15 protein-coding genes are annotated in these 19,321 nt (G+C 67.7%); 10 read left to right on the top strand and 5 right to left on the bottom strand.

The genetic code is table 11. The features are described from left to right. Positions 1-60 precede the first annotated feature (60 nt). From CEX87_RS21605 to CEX87_RS21620, 4 genes are all read left to right on the top strand, one after another. Positions 61-1,209: a metallophosphoesterase family protein gene (locus CEX87_RS21605; protein ID WP_064418851.1), complete on the top strand. Its 1,149-nt coding sequence runs from the start codon at positions 61-63 to the stop codon at positions 1,207-1,209. Further along, complete coding sequence (locus CEX87_RS21610) at positions 1,206-3,827, top strand: AAA family ATPase (RefSeq protein ID WP_094289067.1); 2,622 nt, start codon at positions 1,206-1,208, stop codon at positions 3,825-3,827. The genes CEX87_RS21605 and CEX87_RS21610 overlap by 4 nt, the downstream gene beginning before the upstream one ends. A gap of 99 nt (positions 3,828-3,926) precedes the next feature. Next, positions 3,927-5,462, top strand: a complete 1,536-nt coding sequence (locus CEX87_RS21615; protein ID WP_094289069.1) for a GMC family oxidoreductase — start codon at positions 3,927-3,929, stop codon at positions 5,460-5,462. A 25-nt stretch (positions 5,463-5,487) separates the two neighbouring features. Further along, positions 5,488-5,952 carry a DUF309 domain-containing protein gene (locus CEX87_RS21620; protein ID WP_064427503.1) on the top strand — a complete coding sequence of 155 codons (465 nt, stop codon included), beginning with the start codon at positions 5,488-5,490 and terminating at the stop codon, positions 5,950-5,952. On the opposite strand, the gene CEX87_RS21625 is transcribed toward CEX87_RS21620, so the two are convergent. Genes CEX87_RS21625 through CEX87_RS21640 form a run of 4 tightly spaced genes read right to left on the bottom strand, consistent with a single transcriptional unit; the run spans position 5,949 to position 11,363 of the window. After that, positions 5,949-7,619 (bottom strand): ABC transporter family substrate-binding protein, encoded by a 1,671-nt coding sequence (locus CEX87_RS21625; RefSeq protein ID WP_094289071.1) that lies wholly within the window; start codon positions 7,617-7,619, stop codon positions 5,949-5,951. The genes CEX87_RS21620 and CEX87_RS21625 overlap by 4 nt on opposite strands. 11 nt (positions 7,620-7,630) lie before the next feature. Continuing rightward, positions 7,631-9,472: a dipeptide ABC transporter ATP-binding protein gene (locus tag CEX87_RS21630; protein ID WP_064427504.1), complete on the bottom strand. Its 1,842-nt coding sequence runs from the start codon at positions 9,470-9,472 to the stop codon at positions 7,631-7,633. Further along, a complete protein-coding gene (locus CEX87_RS21635) occupies positions 9,469-10,389 on the bottom strand; it encodes an ABC transporter permease (protein ID WP_064425771.1) in 921 nt (306 codons plus the stop codon). Before CEX87_RS21635 ends, CEX87_RS21630 begins: the two co-directional genes overlap by 4 nt. After that, positions 10,386-11,363 carry an ABC transporter permease gene (locus CEX87_RS21640; RefSeq protein WP_064427505.1) on the bottom strand — a complete coding sequence of 326 codons (978 nt, stop codon included), beginning with the start codon at positions 11,361-11,363 and terminating at the stop codon, positions 10,386-10,388. The genes CEX87_RS21635 and CEX87_RS21640 overlap by 4 nt, the downstream gene beginning before the upstream one ends. 623 nt (positions 11,364-11,986) lie before the next feature. Here CEX87_RS21640 and CEX87_RS21650 point away from each other — a divergent pair. The 6 genes from CEX87_RS21650 to CEX87_RS21675 all read left to right on the top strand — a co-directional run bounded on the left by CEX87_RS21650 (position 11,987) and on the right by CEX87_RS21675 (position 18,614). Continuing rightward, positions 11,987-12,232, top strand: coding sequence for a hypothetical protein (locus tag CEX87_RS21650; protein ID WP_064418708.1), 246 nt, complete (start codon positions 11,987-11,989; stop codon positions 12,230-12,232). Positions 12,233-12,352: 120 nt separating this feature from the next. Continuing rightward, complete coding sequence (locus CEX87_RS21655) at positions 12,353-13,057, top strand: response regulator transcription factor (RefSeq protein WP_064418753.1); 705 nt, start codon at positions 12,353-12,355, stop codon at positions 13,055-13,057. Beyond that, entirely contained in the window at positions 13,035-14,636 is a 1,602-nt protein-coding gene (locus CEX87_RS21660; protein WP_064418754.1) for a sensor histidine kinase, read from the top strand. Before CEX87_RS21655 ends, CEX87_RS21660 begins: the two co-directional genes overlap by 23 nt. 215 nt (positions 14,637-14,851) lie before the next feature. Next, a complete protein-coding gene (locus tag CEX87_RS21665) occupies positions 14,852-16,132 on the top strand; it encodes a bifunctional glycosyltransferase family 2/GtrA family protein (protein WP_064425767.1) in 1,281 nt (426 codons plus the stop codon). Then, positions 16,129-18,039, top strand: coding sequence for an ArnT family glycosyltransferase (locus tag CEX87_RS21670; protein WP_094289073.1), 1,911 nt, complete (start codon positions 16,129-16,131; stop codon positions 18,037-18,039). Before CEX87_RS21665 ends, CEX87_RS21670 begins: the two co-directional genes overlap by 4 nt. A gap of 83 nt (positions 18,040-18,122) precedes the next feature. Further along, entirely contained in the window at positions 18,123-18,614 is a 492-nt protein-coding gene (locus tag CEX87_RS21675) for a beta-class carbonic anhydrase (protein ID WP_064418711.1), read from the top strand. Positions 18,615-18,706: 92 nt separating this feature from the next. Here the strand turns inward: CEX87_RS21675 and CEX87_RS21680 are convergent, their stop codons facing one another. After that, a complete protein-coding gene (locus CEX87_RS21680) occupies positions 18,707-19,132 on the bottom strand; it encodes a PaaI family thioesterase (RefSeq protein ID WP_064418712.1) in 426 nt (141 codons plus the stop codon). Positions 19,133-19,321: the final 189 nt, after the last annotated feature.

Below are 19,321 nucleotides of genomic sequence, written 5' to 3' on the forward strand. Positions count from 1 at the left end.
CGGCGTGCCGCCCTACACTCGCGGTGCCCGGCAAACACACGAGGGGAAGGGGGCGCTGAGATGCGATTCGTGCACACCGCCGACTGGCAACTCGGCATGACGCGATACTTCCTCAATGGTGAGGCGCAGCCCCGTTATTCGGCAGCGCGCCGCGACGCGGTGGCCGAGCTGGGACGGGTGGCCGCAGACAGCGGTGCGGAGTTCGTCGTCGTCGCCGGCGACGTCTTCGAGCACAACCAGCTCGCGCCGCGCGACGTCAGCCTCTCGCTCGAGGCCATGCGCACTGTCGGCGTTCCCGTCTACCTGCTGCCGGGCAACCACGACCCGCTCGACGCCTCGTCGGTCTACACCAGCCCGCTGTTCGTCGCCGAGTGCCCCGACAACGTGTCGGTCCTCGACCGCGCCGGTGTGCACGAGGTGCGGCCCGGCCTCGAACTGGTCGCGGCGCCGTGGACCTCGAAAACGCCGTCGTCGGACCCCGTCGCGGGCGTGCTCGAGGGTCTTTCCGCCGACGGGGTGACGCGGGTCGTCGTCGGCCACGGCGGTGTGGACATCTTCGTGCCCGACAAGGACCGGCCGTCGCTCATCCGGCTGGCGTCGCTGGAGGCGGCCGTCAACCGGGGTGCCGTGCACTATGTGGCTCTGGGCGACAAGCACTCCCGGATGCGGGTCGGGTCCACCGGGCGGATCTGGTATTCCGGGTCGCCGGAGGTCACCAACTACGACGACATCGAGTTGGACTCGGGGCATGTGCTGATCGTCGACATCGACGAGGACGACCCGGCCCGTCCGGTGACCGTCGAACCGCGGAAGGTGGGCCGCTGGCGGTTCGTCACGCTGCGCCGCGGAGTGGACAGCGACCGCGACGTCGCGGACCTGGACATCAACCTGGATCTGTTGCCGGACAAGGAACGCACCGTGGTCCGGCTCGCGTTGACCGGATCCTTGACGGTCACCGACAAGGCCGCCCTCGACACCTGCCTGGACAAGTACGCCCGTCTCTTCGCCGCGTTGAGGGTGGACGACAAGCAGAGCGACATCGCGGTCGTTCCTGCCGACGGCGAGTTTGACGACCTCGGCATCGGCGGTTTCGCCGCATCGGCCGTCGACGAACTGGTCGCGACCGCACGGTCGGACGGCGACGCGGCCGACGACGCCCGAGCGGCCCTGGCGTTGCTGCTGCGGCTGTCGGATCGAGGTGTGGCGTGAAACTGCACCGTCTGGTCCTCACCAACTACCGAGGTATCACCCGCCGGGAGATCGAATTTCCCGACCACGGCGTGGTGATCGTCAGCGGGGCGAACGAGATCGGCAAGTCGTCGATGATCGAGGCGCTGGACCTACTGATCGAGGCCAAGGACCGGTCCGCGAAAAAAGAGGTCAAAGAGGTCAAGCCGACGCATGCCGACGTCGGTGCCGAGGTCGAGGCCGAGATCTCGACCGGCCCATATCGTTTCGTGTACCGCAAGCGCTTTCACAAACGCTTTGAGACCGAGCTGACGATTGTGGAGCCGCGCCGCGAACAGCTCACCGGCGACGAGGCGCACGACCGCGTTCGGACCATGCTCGACGAAACCGTCGACACGTGCCTGTGGCAGGCCCAGCGGGTGCTGCAGTCTGGGTCGACGGCGGCGGTGGACCTGTCCGGATGTGACGCGCTGTCACGCGCGCTCGACGTGGCTGCCGGTGATGCCGTGCAACTTTCGGGTGCCGAACCGCTGCTGGTCGACCGCGTCGAAGACGAATACCTGCGTTACTTCACCCGCACCGGCAGGCCCACGGGTGAATGGGCCGCTGCCACCGATCGATTGCGAACGGCCGAGGAGGTGTTGGCCGACGCGGCGGCCGCCGTCGCGCAGGTTGACGACGCTGTCCGCAGGCACGCCACGCTCACCGATGAACTGGCCCGGCTGACCGCACAGCGCAGCGACGCGGCGAAGCAGGTCGCCATTGTGCAGAACGCCGCCGACGAGGTGGCGACGCTGACGGGACAGCTCAAGGAAGCCGAGCTGGTTCTCGCGGCGGCGCAGGCCAACCACGACACGTCGCGTACCGCGGTCGAGGAGCGGCGCCGCCTGCGTGCCGACATCGAGCAGCGGACCACCGCGATGGCTGACCTCGAGACCGCGGCGGCCCAGGCCGGCGAGAACCAGTCGACGGCCGCCGAGGTGGCCGAGCTCGCCGAGGTCGCTGCCGAGCAGGCACGGAAAGCCTTGGCGGACACTCAGGCTCGCGTCGAAGCGGCGCGAAGCGCCGTTCAACGCCTTGCCGACCGCGACGAGGCGGATCGCATCACCGCGCAATTGTCGAAGATCGAGACCGCTCAGCATGAACTCGACCGTGTGCAGAACGAACTCGCCGAGGTTCGGGTCACCGGTGAGAGAATGCGGGCAATCGAATCCGCCAAAGCGTCTGTCGACGCCGTGGCGGCACAGGTCGAGCTGGCCTCGGCGCACATCGAGTTGATCGCGACGGCCGACGTCGAGGTCCGCGTCGGAGGCCAGACGATCGCCCTCGGCGCGGGCGAGGCGTGGACGGCCAGCGTCAGCGCCGAGACCGCCATCGAGGTGCCGGACCTGCTGACCGCTCGGCTGGTGCCCGGCACGCCCGCCTCGCAGACGCAAGCCAAACTCGATGCCGCACAAGATGTGCTGGCGTCGGCGCTGACGGCGTGCGGCGTCGACGACGTCGCCGAGGCACGCGCCCTCGATCAGCGGCGACAGCAGTTGATCACCGCCCGGGACCGGCTGGGCGCGAGGGTCGAGGCGCTGACGGGCGACGGGCCGGCCGACCGGCTCAGGGCGCGGCTTGCTGACCTCAAGGCGCGTCAGCCGGAGGTGGCCGAACTGTCCGAGATCGACGCAGACGCAGCCCGCGCCGAGCTCGACGCGGCGAGCGCCGCGCAGAAGCAGGCGATCGCCGATTGCGAAAAGCAGCGCAAGGTCGCCGAGGAGGCCGCTAAGCGGTTGGGGGAGTGCAACACCCGGTCGACCGTGCAGCACGAGAAGTTGGTCGGTGCGCAGTCCGAGCTCGCGTTTGCCCGGGAGCGGTTGGAGGGGCAGCGCGCCACTGTCGGTGACGACGAGCTGGCGATGCGGGCTCAGGCGCATGCCGACGAAGCGCTGCGGGCCACGGCGCTGGTCGAGGAATTGAGCAAGGAGCTGGCCCGCGCCGAGCCCGACGCCGTGGCCGCGGCTCTTCAGGAGGCGACGCGCCGGGCCGACGCCCTGTCGGCCGAACACGAGCAGATGGCTGAGGAGTTGCGGGAGGTCAGCACGCGGTTGACCGTGTACGGCACCGAAGGCCGCAAGGGCAAGCTCGACGAGGCGGAGACGGAGCGGGAGCACGCCCTCGCCGAATACGAAAGAGTGCAGCGCCGCGCGCGGGCCGCCGAGCTGTTGCGGTCGGTGATTGCTCGGCACCGCGACTCCACCCGGCTGCGTTACGTCGAGCCGTTCCGCGGCGAAGTGGAGCGGTTGGGCCGCATGGTGTTCGGGGACAGCTTCGAGGTCGAAGTCGACAGTGCGCTGCGGATCTGCACCCGTACGCTGTCGGGCCGCACCGTGCCATACGACTCGCTGTCCGGTGGGGCCAAGGAGCAACTCGGCATCGTGGCGCGACTGGCCAGCGCGGCGCTGGTGGCCAAGGAGGACAGCGTGCCGGTGGTCATCGACGACGCGCTCGGATTCACCGATCCCGACCGCCTGGTCAAGATGGGTGCGGTGTTCAACGCGGTGGGCGGCGACGGGCAGGTCATCGTGCTGACGTGCAGCCCGCAGCGGTACGCGGCCGTCGACGGAGCCCAGCACATCGCGCTCACGGCATAGCCGCATCGGGGTACGGACCGGCGGTCGGTGGCGCCGATCTCCGGTCGGGTTTCCTCCACGTGCGCGTTTGTCCGTCCCGGAAAGCCTAGACTCCGGCGGATGGAAGCCGACTACATCGTCGTGGGAACCGGCTCGGCAGGGTCGGTGGTGGCCGCCCGGCTCAGCGACGATCCGTCCGTCCGGGTCGTCGCGCTGGAAGCGGGCCCACATGACAAGGACAAGTTCATCCGCATTCCCGCGGGCTTCGTCAAGTTGTTCCGCAGCCCGATGGACTGGGACTATCTGACCGAACCGCAGAAGGAGCTCGACGGCCGCCAAATCTACTGGCCCCGAGGCAAGATGGTCGGCGGGTCATCGTCGATGAACGCGATGATGTGGGTACGTGGATTCGCCGCCGACTACGACGAATGGGGCCAGGCAGCCGGCGAGCAGTGGGACTACGCGCACCTCGAGCCGTACCTGCGCCGCATCGAAGCGGGTCCGCTCTCGATCAGCAAGCAGCGCAGCCCGCGCAGCGCCACCGCCAAATGGCTTACCGCTGCCGAAGAGTGCGGCTACCGCATCGAGAAGCCGAACCAGGCGGCGCCAGAAGGCTTCTGCGAGACGCTGGTCACCCAGCGCCGCGGTGCCCGGTGGAGCGCCGCCGACGCCTACCTCAAGCCCGCCCTCAAGCGGAAAAACCTCACGCTCGAAACGGAGGCGCTGGCGACCAGGGTGGTGTTCGAGGGCCGGCGCGCCGTCGGCGTCGAGATCGACCAGAACGGCACCCGCCGCATCATCAAGGCCCGGCGCGAGGTGGTGTTGTGCGGCGGCGCCATCAACAGCCCGCAGCTGTTGATGCTGTCGGGCATCGGCGACGGCGATCGGTTGGCCGAGCACGGCATCCAGACGCTGGTCCATGCTCCGGACGTTGGAGCCAATCTTCTCGACCACTTCATCGCGGCACTCGGCTTCGACGTTCCCAACGACAGCCTTTTCACCGCCGAGAAGCCGCTTCAGCTGCTCAACTACCTGCTGCGACGCCGCGGGATGCTCACCTCGAACGTCGGGGAGGCCTACGGCTTCGTCCGCAGCCGCCCCGACCTCGCGCTGCCCGATCTCGAGCTGATCTTCGCCCCAGCCCCGTTCTTCGAGGAGGGCATCGGCGACCCCTACGACACGCACGCCGTCGTCCTGGGGACGATCCTGCTCAAGCCGGCCAGCAGCGGCACCATCGAACTGCGTTCGGGCGACCCGGCGGAAAAACCGATCATCGACCCGCGCTATCTCACCGATCCCGACGGCGCCGACCGTGCGGCGGTGATGGCCGGCCTGCGCATCTGCGCCACCATCTCCCAGGCGCCCGCGCTCGAGGGCGTCATCGGCAAGATCGCGCGGCCCCTCGACTCGGCTGCCCTCGATGAAGCGACGCTCGAACGCGCGCTCGCCACGTTCTCGCACACGCTGTACCACCCCGTCGGCACGTGCCGCATGGGCCGCGACGACGCTAGCGTGGTCGACCCGAACCTGCGCGTCCGCGGCGTCGAAGGGCTGCGAGTCGCCGACGCGTCGGTGATGCCGGCGATCATCCGCGGGCACACCCACGCGCCCAGCGTGCTCATCGGGGAGAAGGCCGCCGAGCTTCTGCGCGCCTGATAGCCGCGAGTGTCAAGATGGTGCCATGGCCGAGCGCGACCGCGACGACGCCGGGCGTCCCCGCAACACCCGGCCCCGCGATGCTCTGGGGCGGCCGCTGCCCCACGGCAGCGAGGGTGTCGAGCGCATCCCCGACGACCTCGACCTGCCGCCGACCGAGACCCTCGCCTACGCTCAGGAGCTCATCGACGACGGCATGGCGTTCCACGCGCACGAGGTGTTGGAGGCGGCGTGGAAGAACGGCCCGGACGCCGAACGCACACTCTGGCAGAGCCTGGCCCAACTCGCGGTCGGCATCACCCACATCCAACGCGGAAACACCAAGGGAGCGCTGGGGGTGTTGGGCCGCGCACGCGCTGGTCTGGCCGACGCCTCGGGCGCCCACGACGTCGACGTCCCCGGGCTTGTCGTCTATGCCGAGAGTCTCATCGAGGATCTCGAAGCGGGAGCGGCGATCGACCCGCAGCGATTGCGGCCGCGGCTGCGCTAGGGCTTCATGAAGCCGATCTTCGTGTAGTCGGCATCGGCCAGGCCGAACGCACCGAAGTTCGCCAGATTGCTTCGCGTCGCGATGTTTCCCGGCGACTGGGTCAGCGGCAGGCTGAACACCTCTTCGAACAGCATCTTGTCCAGCTCGTTGGCCAGCACACGGGCTTTGGCGGGATCCAGTTCGCCGACGGTCTGTTCGATCTTGGCGTCGATCTCCGGGCTGCCGATCTGTCCGAAGTTGCTTTCGGCCCCGGTCCGGTAGATCTGCGTCAGGCTCGCGAGCGGGAAAGCATCACCGCTCCAGGAGAATTGGGCGATATCGAAATTGCCGACGGTGACGTAGTCGGTGAAGAAGCCGGCCGCCGGGCGGACGTCCAGCTCCAATTTCACGCCGATTTGGGCGAGGTTGTTCTGCGCGATCTGCCCGTACTGCCGGGTGCTTAGGGAGTCGAACAGCACATCGCGGATCACGAGTTGGCGCCCGTCCTTCTCGCGGAACTGGCCGACCTGCCGCCAACCCAACGCGTCGAGTTCCTGCTTGGCTTTCTCCGGGTCGAAGGCGATCGCGCCGCTGTTGTCCTGGTAGCCCTCCTGGCCCGCGACGAAGATGTGGTTGTTCAGCGGTGCGGGGTTGTCGGCGAGCCCTCGCTGGGTGACTTCGGCGATGGTCTTGCGGTCGATTCCCTTGGCGATCGCGCGCCGCAGCGCGGGGTCGGCCAGGATCGAACCGGGAGAGCCGTTGAACGTGAAGTGATACCAGGCCAGGCCGGGCGCCCGCCGGATGGTCACCCCCTGCGTGCGTCGTGCGATCTCCATCTCGTCGAGCGTCGCCAGACCGGTGGCGTCGATCGTGTTGTTCTGCAGCGCGGGGATGCGTGCGGCGTCGTCGAGGACCAGGAAGGTGATGCTGTCCAGCAGCGGCTGCTCACCCCACCATTTGGGGTTGCGGGTCAACGTGATTCGTTTGGCGCCACGGTCGAGGTTGGAGACGATGAACGGTCCCGCCGACGGGCCGGGGCCGTTGAGCTGACCCTTGTTGAAGACCTCCGGGTTCTCCGTCGAACTCTTGGGCACCAGCATGCTGGTCCCTGCGAACATCCCACGCCAGTCGGACCACGGCTCGGCGAACGTGATGACGGCCTGGCGGTCGTCGACGCCCCGCTCGACCTTCTCGACCCGGTCGCTGCCGTTGGTCGCGGCGATCGCGAACCGGTCGTCATTTCCGCTGGTGGCGTTGATCTGAGACTGGATGTCCTCCCAGGTGATCGGCGCGCCGTCGCTCCACACCGCTTCCGGGTTGATCGTGTACGTGACGACCTGCGGGTTGGTGCTGGTCAGCTCCACATCGGTGAAGTAGTCGGTGTTAACGGTGGCCGAGCCGTCGGGGCCGATCCGGAACGCGCGCGGCATCGCCGGCTTCATCAGCGAGTTGTTGTCACCGGTGTTGCCGTCGATGTGCAGCGGGTTGAAGTTCGGCGGGAACTCGTTGATCGACAGCCGCAGGTTGCCGCCCTGCTGCAGGTCGGCGACGTCCTGCGGGTTGATGTCGTTGGTGTTTCCCACCGTCGCCTCGCCGCCGGCGGAGGGGGCTTCCTCGGAACCTCCCGAGCACGCGGTAAGGGTCAGCGCGGCGATCATGGAAGCCGCAGCAATGCGTCGCATCCTCATGCGGTCCGACTTTAGCGGCGATTCACCTGCGGTCGCGGCACCGCGGCCAGCAACCGCCGGGTGTAGTCGTTTTGTGGGTCGGTGAACACCTGGTCACCGTCGCCCTGTTCGACCACGGTGCCCTTGTACATCACCGCCACCCGGTGGGCCAGGTGCCGCACCACCGAGAGGTCGTGGGAGACGAACAGATAGGACAGCCCGAACCGCTGCTGCAGATCCAACAGCAGGTTGATGATGCCGGCCTGGATCGAGACGTCCAGGGCCGACACCGGCTCGTCGAGTGCCAGGATCTTCGGCTGTAGCGCGAGCGCGCGCGCGATGCCGATGCGCTGCTTCTGCCCGCCGGAGAATTCTGCCGGATAGCGGGTGGCGTCTTCACGTTGCAACCCGACGATGCCGAGCAGCTCGCCGATCCGGTCGTCGCGTTGGCGCTTGTCGAAACCGTTGGCCTGCAACGGTTCGGCGAGCACTTCGAACACGGGCAGCCGCGGGTCCAGGGAGGCGACCGGGTCCTGGAACACCACCTGCAGGTCCCCTCGCAGCTCACGACGGCCGCGCCGGTCGAGTGAGGCCACATCCTTGCCGAGCACCTCGATGGAACCGCGTTCCGGGGCGGTCAGCGCCAGGATCTGGTGCAGGGTTGTCGACTTGCCCGACCCGGACTCTCCGACGATGCCCAGCGTGCGGCCCTGGTGCAGTGCGAAGCTGATGCCGTCGACGGCGCGCACCTCACCGACCTGGCGGCGAAACACCACACCCTTGGTCAGTTTGTAGGTCTTGACCAGATCGTCGACGCGCAGCACCATCGGCGGCTCGGCCGAAGACGGTGTGCCGGACGGGGCCGTCGACACGCCGTAGATCTCGGCGGCGCTGCGGCCGACGACGTGTTCGGTGCGGATACACGCGGCGAAATGGCCCGGCCCGGAGTCCATCGGCAGCAGCTCGGGCTCGGCGGCGCGGCAGTCGTCGATCGCAAGCGGACAGCGCGGGGCGAACGGGCACCCGGGCGGCAGCGCGGCCATCGACGGCGGTGCCCCCGGGATGGGGATCAGGCGCGCGCCTTGTGCGGCGTCGAGGCGCGGCACCGAGCCCAGCAGCCCGACCGTGTAAGGCATCCGCCGGTCGCGATACAGCTGATCGACGTCAGCGACTTCGACCGCACGCCCCGCGTACATCACCAGGGCGCGGTCGGCGAATTCGGCGACCACCCCGAGGTCGTGGGTGATGATCAGAACGCCGGCGCCGGTCACGTCGCGGGCGGTCTTCAGCACTTCGAGGATCTGCGCCTGCACCGTGACGTCCAGAGCGGTCGTCGGCTCGTCGCAGATGATCAGGTCGGGATCGTTGGCGATGGCGATGGCGATCACGACCCGCTGGCGTTCCCCGCCGGACAATTCGTGCGGGAACGATTTGGCACGTTGGTCGGGCTGGGCGATGCCGACCAGTTCGAGCAGTTCGACCGCGCGCTTCCTGGCGGCTTGTCGGCCGATGCCGCGCTGGTGAATCCCGATCGCCTCGGCGATCTGGTCACCGACGGTGTAGACGGGGGTGAGCGCCGACATCGGGTCCTGGAACACGGTGCCGATAGCCTTCCCGCGGATCGCCGACATCCGCTGATCCGACAGCCCGATCAACTGGTCGCCGTGCAACCGGATGGAACCGGACACCTCGGCGTACTCGGGGAGTAGGCCGACGACGGCCATCGCGCTGGCCGATTTACCCGCCCCGGATTCGCCGACCAGCGCCACGACCTCGCCCTGGCCGACGTCGAAGTTCATGCCCCGCACCGCTTTCACCGGTGCCGAGTCCGTGGGGAACTCGACGGTGAGGTCGCGGACCTCGAGCAGGCTCATCGCTTGCGCCTCCGCAGCTGACGGGCACCCGGATCGAGCGCGTCGCGCAAACCGTCGCCGACGAGGTTGGCGCACAGGATGATCAGCACCAGTACACCGCCGGGGAACAGGAACAGCCAGGGGAAAGTCGTCGCCGACTTCGTGCCGTCGGCGATCAGCGTGCCGAGCGACACATCGGGCGGCTGGATGCCGAAACCCAAGAAGCTCAAGCCTGTTTCCGCCAGCACTGCCACACCGACGTTGAGCGCCGTGTCGATGATGATGATCGACGCGACGTTGGGCAGGATGTGGCGGACGATGATCCGCCAGTTACTGACACCCATATAGCGTGCGGCCGCGACGAATTCGCGGTCGCGAAGGCTCATCGTCATGCCGCGGACGATCCGGGAGCTGATCATCCAGCTGAACAACGACAGCAGCACGATCATCCAGATGATGTCACCCTTGGTGCGCTGCACCACGATGGAGATCAACAGGAAGCTCGGCACCACCAGCATCAGGTCGACCAGCCACATCAGGGCGGGGTCTCGCCAGTCGGCGAAGTACCCCGAGATCGTGCCCACAGTCGCCGCGATGATCGTCGAGATGAACGCGACGCAGACACCGATCAGCATCGACTTCTGCATCCCGCGCAGCGTCTGGGCGAAGAGATCCTGTCCCAGCGCGTTGGTGCCGAACCAGTGCTCGAGGCTGGGCGGCTGCTGCAGCGCGAAGTAGTCGAGATCGTTGTAGCTGTAGGGCAACAGCGGCGGCAACGCGTAGCACCCGACGAACATGACCACCAACAGCACCAGGGAGATGACGGCCGGCTTGTTGCGCAGGAACCGGCGGAACACCAGCGACCGTCGCGATGCGAAGCCGTCCGAGACGCCGGACTGCGCGGCGGTCGATTTTTGTGTGGTGGTGGGTTCGGTCATGACGCCCGCACCCTCGGGTCGAGCGCCGCGTAGACCACGTCGGAGAGCAAGCCGGCAAACAGGATCATCGCGCCGGACAGCACGGTGATCGCCGCGACGATGTTGATGTCCTGGTTGCCGATGCCGGTGACGATCCATTCCCCAATGCCGTACCAACCGAATATCTTCTCGATGAACACCGCACCGGTCACCAATCCCGCGACGCTGTAGGCGAACAGCGTCGCCATCGGGATCAGCGCGGTGCGCAGCCCGTGCCTGACGAGCGCGCGTCGCCGGGTCAGGCCCTTGGCCCGCGCGGTGCGGATGAAGTCCTGACCGAGGACATCGAGCATCGCGTTGCGTTGGTAGCGGCTGTAGATCGCGATCGAGGAGATGGCGAGCGTCATGCTGGGCAGCACGAGGTGTTGTAACCGGTCGACGAACTGGTTCCACGCCCCCTCGATGGGGAAGGGCGAAGTCTCGCCGGTGTATTCGAAGATCCGCACGCCGAGCACGTTGTTCACGCCCAGCGCGGCCAGGATGAAGAGGTTGGCGAGAACGAACGTCGGCGTGCTGATCACCAGAAGGGACAGCACCGTCACGACGCGGTCGCTGAGCCGGTACTGCCTGATGGCGCCCCACGCCCCGGCGGCCACGCCGATCACGGTTCCGACGACCGAGCCGATCACCAGCAGACGAAGGCTGACACCCACCCGTCGCCACAGCTCGTCGGTCACCGGCTGCCCGCCGATCGTCATACCGAAGTCGCCGCGGACGGCGCCCGACACCCAGTGGGCGTACTGCTCGAGCACCGGCTTGTCGAGATTGAGTTCGACGCGTTTGGCGTCGATGACGCTCTGGGGCGGGCGCGGGTTGCGGCTCTCCAGGCTGTCGAGGGGATCGAACTGCCACGACGCAAGCAGGAAGACGAGGAACGACGCCAGCGCCAGCAACACGACGTAATTGAGCAGTCGGCGCGCCAAGAACCGCGTCATGCGGAGAGTCCGTCGGTCGGCTGCATGCGCTCAGGTTAGGAGATGACTGCCCCGATCGCCGTGACGTGGCCGTGGAGCGCGGCAAGCTGCGCGATTTGGCGAACACGCACTCAGGGTCCAGCACGCTCGCAGAAACGCCCTGTTCAGTGAATGCGCAACTGAGTTTCCGGTGGCCGCGCCGACGGGGCGACTGGGCAACCACGAATGGAGTGACTCGAGTGGGACGTGACGGGAAGCGACGAACAATTCACTTCAAAGCTATCGCTGCGGTTCTCGGCGGCGGCGCGATCGTCGCGTTGACAGCGCTCGGCACGGCGGTCGACAAACCGTCCGGCCCGACTTCGATCGCGATTCCGAGGATGACCGTCGGCGCAACGGACACTCAGACCACACCGTCCGAGGCGCCCGGCGTGGGCAGGGCGGAGCCGACCATCAAGGGCCCTGCGCCGTTTGCCGTGAAGAGGTGAGCGGCCGCCCAGCACGTGGGGCCGTGTGACCGGCCCGTTTCGCCGGCCTCCCGTTCGGTTATCCAGCACCCAAGGGTTCGACGTCGAATCCTGTTTGCGCTGCTAGACGGGCCGCGACAGCGAGCGCGCCCCACGGGACCAACGAAGAGGTCGAAAGTGAACACGAAACAGCTCAAGCTTCTCTCGGCAGCAGCCGGGACCAGCGCCCTGCTCGCCATGGGCGCCTTCTCGGTCGCGTCCACCACGGCCGCTCAGGACGACGAACCGCCCGTGACCCCAGGACCGGTGACGACATCGGAGATCACGACCGGCGAGACGAGCATCGATTCCGCTGCGCCGGAGACCCCCACGACGTCGGTGGCCACGCCTCCTGTGACCGCCGAACCGGCGCCGACCGGCTAACCGAATTCCGCCGTTTCACAGCCAGCACATAGGAAGCACACAGCCGCCGACCATGTCGGCCGCGATAATGGAGCCGTGGCGAGCCCCGGCGTGAGCGAGCAGGACCCAGGCCGGGTCGTCATGCGCCGCGCTGACGGCACGCCGATACACGTACTGGTTGTCGACGACGAGCCGGTACTCGCCGAGCTGATGTCGATGGCCTTGCGGTACGAGGGCTGGGACATCACGACCGCCGCCGACGGGGCTTCGGCGATCGCCTCGGCGCGCGAAACCCCGCCCGATGTCGTGGTGCTCGACGTGATGCTGCCGGATATGAGCGGCCTGGACGTGCTGCGCAGACTGCGCGAGCAGATCCCCGGATTACCGCTGTTGCTGTTGACCGCCAAAGACTCGGTGGAGGATCGCATCGCCGGGTTGACCGCAGGCGGCGACGATTACGTCACCAAACCGTTCAGCATCGAGGAAGTGGTCCTGCGCTTGCGCGGGCTGCTGAGGCGCACCGGTGTCGCCACAGGACCCGACGGCGCGAAGATCGTGGTCGGTGACCTGGTCCTCGACGAGGACAGCCACGAGGTGACACGCGGCGGTGAGCTGATCACGTTGACCGCAACCGAGTTCGAGCTGCTCCGGTTCATGATGCGCAATCCGAAACGCGTGCTGAGCAAGGCGCAGATCCTCGACCGCGTATGGAGTTACGACTTCGGAGGCCGGTCCAACATCGTCGAGTTGTACGTCTCGTATCTGAGAAAGAAAATCGACAGCGGGCGAGAGCCGATGATTCACACCCTGCGTGGTGCCGGGTATGTCCTCAAGCCCGCGCGCTGACGGGCCGGCCGGAGCCGGACACGGGCCGTCGACGCGGATCCGCTCACCGCGGACGTGGTCGTTGCGCGCCCGGCTCCTCGCGTCCCAGGTCGTGCTCCTCGCGCTGGTGTGCGCCGCCGTCGGGGTGGGCACGGTGCTTGCGCTGCAGCACTTTCTGACGAATCAGCTCGACGAACGACTTCTGGAGACGGGACGGCGTTCGGCGGGCCTGTTCGAATTCGGTCCACCCCCGCCTCCCGGTTTTGCGCGGCCCGGTTTCCGTGACCGCATGATCATCCGCGGTGAGCAGGGACCCGGACCCGCCTTCCTCAACGCGCCGGGTCAGGCCGCTGGGACGGTGGGCGCGGTGGTTTTGCACGGCACCCCGGTCGATGCCGGGGTCATCACCGCCGACGGCACACGAAGCGAGATCAGTTCCACTGCGGCGCAACAGCTGGCGCAGGTCACCGACGGCGCGCCGACGACCGTCGACGTCGACGGGCTCGGCCGTTACCGGGTGCTCGCCCTTCACGTGCATCGCGCCGGTGAGGCGATCGTGACCGGCCTGCCGCTGTCCGACGTCGACGACACGCTGCTGACCGTCGCCATCATCTTCTGCGTGGTCGGCGCCACGGCGCTGGTCGGGGCGACCACTGCCGGAATACTGATCATCCGACGTCAACTCGCGCCGCTGGCAAGGGTTTCCGATGCGGCCCGACAGGTGGCCGACCTCGAACTGGAACGCGGTGAAGTGCAGCTGCCCACCCCGATCGTCAAGGTGGATCCGGCGAGCGCGCACACCGAGATCGGCCAGCTGGGCTCCGCATTGAACCGAATGCTCGATCGGATCGCGTCCGCGCTGTCCGCGAGGCACGCCAGCGAGACCCGGATCCGCCAGTTCGTCGCCGACGCCAGCCATGAGCTCCGCACCCCGCTGGCGGCCATCCGCGGCTATACCGAACTGGCACAACGCAAACGCGATGACGTACCCGACGACGTCGCCCACGCTATGAACCGCGTGGAATCGGAGACGGCCCGCATGACGCAGCTCGTCGAGGACATGCTGCTGTTGGCGCGTCTCGACACCGGCCGTCCGCTCGAGCAGCAGCCGGTTGACCTGTCGCGCCTGATCGTCGACGCGGTCAGCGACGCACATATCGCCGGGCCGCAACACCAATGGACGTTGGATCTTCCCGAGGAGCCGGTGATGGCGGTCGGTGACCAAGCGCGGCTGCATCAAGTGCTGGGGAACCTGCTCGCCAACGCCCGCATCCACACTCCGCCCGGCACCTCCGTCACGACGTCGCTGAGCGTCGAGTCGGACGGGAGCGTGGTGTTGACCGTGGCCGACGACGGCCCCGGCATCCCAACCTGGTTGCAGCCCGAGATATTCGAGAGGTTCGCCCGCGGCGACTCGTCGCGATCGCGCCGCGGTGGCAGCACGGGCCTGGGCCTGGCGATCGTCGCGGCCGTCGTCAGGGCGCACCGCGGCACCATCGATGTGCACAGCGCCCCTGGCGACACACGCTTCATGGTCACCCTTCCCGATTCACAGCCGGCACACAGCGGGCCCAAGACAGGATCTGGAACATCTCTGTGAGCGGGTGGGCGAACGCCCTATTCCGCTGCGGCGCAGGATGTTCGGTCGCCACGCGTTGAGCGGGAGTCGAAATCGGCTGAGATCACCGAATACGTCACGACCCACTACTCGCCGATGACCGTCGACGGCGTGGACATCTACGACCTCACCCGGCGGAGCAACTCATAGCTCAGACACAGGTTCGGCCAATCGGGGACACAACACGCGCCTCGACCATGGACGTCGTGACAGACATCGCCCTCGAGCGCCTGCGTTTCGAGTACCGGCCCAACGCTGCGGCGGCGGCCCGCGCGGCAGGCGTGCCGGTTCTCGACGTCGTGGTCCCGGTGTACAACGAACAGGACGACGTGGCTGAGTCGGTGCGCCGGCTGCACCGGCACCTGCGTGAGGACTTCCCGTTCCCCTCCCGGATCACCATTGCCGACAACGCCAGCTGCGACAACACCCCGCGCGTGGCGGCCGAACTGGCCGCCGAGCTGAGCGATGTCCGGGTGGTGCGGCTCGAGCAGAAGGGCCGCGGCCGGGCGTTGCACACCGTGTGGTCGGAATCCGACGCGCCGGTGCTCGCCTATATGGACGTCGACCTGTCGACCGATCTCACCGCGCTCGCACCGCTGGTGGCCCCACTGATTTCCGGACATTCGGATCTGGCGATCGGGACGCGGCTGAGCCACGGCGCGCGGGTCGTGCGTGGCGCCAAGCGCGAAGTCATCTCGCGCTGCTACAACCTCATCTTGAAGTCGACGCTCGCGGCCCGGTTTTCCGACGCGCAATGCGGCTTCAAGGCCATCCGCTCCGACGTGGCCCGGCTGCTGCTGCCGCATGTCGCCGACACCGGCTGGTTCTTCGACACCGAACTGTTGGTGCTGGCCGAACGGAGCGGCCTGCGCATCCACGAGGTACCGGTCGACTGGGTCGACGACCCGGACAGCCGCGTCGACATCATCGCCACGGCTTCCGCCGACCTGAAGGGAATTGGACGCTTGTTGCGCGGATTCGCCAATGGATCGATCCCGGTGCACGACATCGCCGCACAGCTGGCACCGGCGAAGGCCGCGGCTCCCGGTTCGCTGTTCCGCCAGGTCGTACGCTTCGGCGCCGTCGGCGTCGTCTCCACCGCGGCCTACGTCGCGCTGTTCATGCTCATGCACGGATGGGTGGGAGCACAGGCGGCGAACCTGATCGCGCTGCTGACCACCGCCGTGGCCAACACCGCCGCGAACCGCCGGTTCACCTTCGGAATCGGCGGTTTCGCCAACGCGACGCGGCATCACGTTGAGGGGCTGATCGTGTTCGCGATCGCCCTCACAATCACCAGCGGCTCACTCGCGGTCTTGCACCTGCTGGTCGCCCATCCGTATCACCTGGTGGAGCTGACCGTGCTGGTGCTGGCCAACCTGGCGGCCACCGTGGCGCGGTTCGTGCTGTTGCGCGGCTGGGTGTTCCATCCCCGGAGATCTCGAAATCACATGCAGAGCAAGGGAATAACACCATGATCGTCACAGACGAACTTCGGCTTGCGGCGTCGGCGCCCGGTGCAAAGGACGAACGAGTCGATGCCCGCTGGACCCGTCCGGCCCTGGCCGCACTGTTGCTGGCGACCGCGGTGCTGTATCTGTGGGGCCTCGGTTCGAACGGCTGGGCCAACGACTATTACGCGGCGGCGGCGCAAGCCGGCGCACAGAACTTCACGGCGTGGCTGTTCGGCTCCCACGATGCCGGCAATGCCATCACCGTCGACAAACCGCCGGCCTCCCTGTGGGTTATGGCGTTGTCCGGCAGGCTGTTCGGCTTCAACGCGTTCACCATGCTGCTCCCGCAAGCGGTGATGGGCGTCGGCTCCGTTGCGGTGCTCTACGCGGCGGTCCGTCGCGTCAGCGGCCCCGCTGCGGGCCTGATCGCTGGCGCCGCACTGGCACTCACACCCGTCGCGGCGCTGATGTTCCGCTTCAACAATCCCGACGCGCTGCTGGTGCTGCTGATGGTGGTCGCCGCATACTGCGTGCTGCGGGCGACCGAGACGGCGAGCACCCGCTGGATGATGCTGGCGGGTTGTGCTCTCGGGTTCGCGTTCCTGACGAAGATGTTGCAGGCCTTTCTCGTCGTACCCGGCCTGGCACTGGCGTTCCTGGTCGCCGCCCCCGTCGGGATGTGGCGGCGCATCGGCTCGTTGGCTGCGGGTGCGGCCGCGATGGTCTACTCCGCCGGGTGGTTCATCGCCCTGGTCGAACTGTGGCCGGCCGGTTCGCGGCCTTACATCGGCGGCTCCACCGACAACAGCCTGCTACAGCTGGCATTGGGCTACAACGGAATTGAGCGAATCGCCGGCGGTGGCGGGCCCGGGGGCGGCATGGGCCCCGGCCCGGGCGGGCCCGGCGGTGTACGGCCCCTGTTCTTCGGCGGCGAGCCCGGTATCGGCCGGATGTTCGGCGACTCGATGGGCACGCAGGCGTCGTGGCTGTTGCCCGCCGCGTTGATCGGTCTGGTCGCGGGATTGTGGTTCACCCGCCGGACACCGCGGACGGCCGGTGTGCGTGCCGCGCTCCTGATGTGGGGCGGCTGGGTCCTGGTGACCGGCGCGGTGTTCAGCTTCATGGACGGCACCATCCACCCGTACTACACCGTCGCGCTGGCGCCGGCCGTGGCAGCACTGTTGGGGATCTCGGTTCGAGAGTTGTGGCGTGGCAGGCGCTTTCCTGCCCCGCGGGTCGTGATGGCGATCATGTCGGCAGCAACCGGCGTGTGGGCGTTCATCCTGCTCGACCGGACGCCGGACTGGTTGCCGGCGGTGCGCTGGGTCGTGTTGGTGGGTTCGGTGGTCGTGGCTTCGATACTCGCGGTCGGCGCCCACCGGCTCGGCCGCGCGACGACCGTGTTGGCGGTCACCGCGGCGATGTTGGGGCTGGCCGGTCCGACCGCGTACACGTTGGCGACGGTGGCCAACGCGCACGGTGGTCCGATGGTCGTCGCCGGTCCGTCCGTCGGAGTGAGCGGTTTCGACGGGGACGGGCCCGACCGGCACGCGCCCCCCGACGGCCCCGGCCGGTTCGGCGCAGCCGCGGACAATCCCGCGCTCGAGAACATCGTGAGGGAGGCGTCGACCCGCTGGGCGGCGGCGACCGTCGGGTCGATGACCGCGAGCAGCCTCGAGTTGAAGACCGGCGCGTCGGTGATGGCGATCGGAGGGTTCACGGGATCGGACGACTCGCCGACGCTCGAGCAGTTCCAGGCGTATGTCGCGCACCGGGAGGTGCACTACTTCATCGCCGGCGGCCACGGCGGTCCTCCTCGCCGAAACCACGGCGAAGCCTCCGCGATCGCGACATGGGTGCAGCAGAACTTCACCCCGATCGACGTCGGCGGCGCAACGGTCTACGACCTGTTCGAGCCGATCGTCAGATGATCGGCGCAGCACGCTCGTCCATTATCTGATCTGCTTGATTTTCTTCGCTCCGTCAGGGCGTGGGCGGTTATAGGGTCGACCCCATGTCCGTGACCGACGAGTATCTGAAGAACAACGAGGAGTACGCCAAGACGTTCTCCGGTCCGCTGCCGTTGCCGCCGAGCAAGCACGTCGCGGTGGTGGCGTGCATGGACGCCCGTCTCGACGTCTACCGGATTCTCGGTCTGGGCGACGGCGAGGCCCACGTCATCCGCAACGCCGGCGGCGTCATCACCGACGACGAGATCCGCTCGCTGGCGATCAGCCAGCGGCTGCTCGGCACCAAAGAGGTCATCCTGATCCACCACACCGACTGCGGCATGCTGACCTTCACAGATGACGGCTTCAAACAGCAGATCCAGGACGAGATCGGCATCAAGCCCGAGTGGGCCGCAGAATCGTTCATCGACCTCGAAGTGGACGTGCGGCAGTCACTGCGGCGGATCGAGGCGAGCCCGTTCGTCACCAAACACGAGTCGTTGCGCGGCTTCATCTTCGACGTCGCGACAGGCCGCCTCACGGAAGTCACCCTGTAGCTCCTTGTCCTTTCCCGCGAGCGGGCGCGTCTGCACACGACACGCCGCGGAATTGCGGCACTTTGCGCACGCTCGTGGCCCGCGAGCGCCCGTTAACCGACCTTGTAGGTCGCGATCGCCTTCGCCACGGCATCACCGTCGGCGGTCATGACGTCGACCTCGCCGTTCACCAACGTCTTGCCTCGCCGCAGCACCCGCCCGATCGCCACCAGATCACACGCGCGAGCGGGGGCCAGGAACTGCATCGACATCGACGTGGTGACCCCGCGCAGCGACTCCGGCACCGCGGCCTGCGACCACGCGGCGGCCATCACCGCGACGTCCGCCAACGCCGCAATCGCGCCGCCGTGCACCATGTCGCCGACGGTCACGTTCGATTCATCCCACGGCAGTCGCAACCGGACTTCGTCGCCGTCGAGTCGCTCGGCGACGATGCCGAGTTTGGCGACGAACGGGGACTGCGGGATGAACTGCGCCATGACATCGGCACCTGTCCGGGGCGGGGAAGTGGTGGTCATCGGTCGAGTATCGGCACTGGGCGCGCCGAAGCAATTACCTCGCGGGTAAGTGTGGAGCGCACGCTCGCGGCCCCTTGAGCGCGGCCAACTGTCGAATTTTGGCGGCGTGTTCTGCGCAAACACGCACGCTCGCGCGACGAAGGGGAGGCACGAGGGGGAGGCGCGAGGGGGAGGCGCGAGGGAGAACGG

Source organism: Mycobacterium lehmannii, from assembly GCF_002245535.1.
In the GTDB taxonomy this organism is placed as follows: Bacteria; Actinomycetota; Actinomycetes; order Mycobacteriales; family Mycobacteriaceae; genus Mycobacterium; species Mycobacterium lehmannii.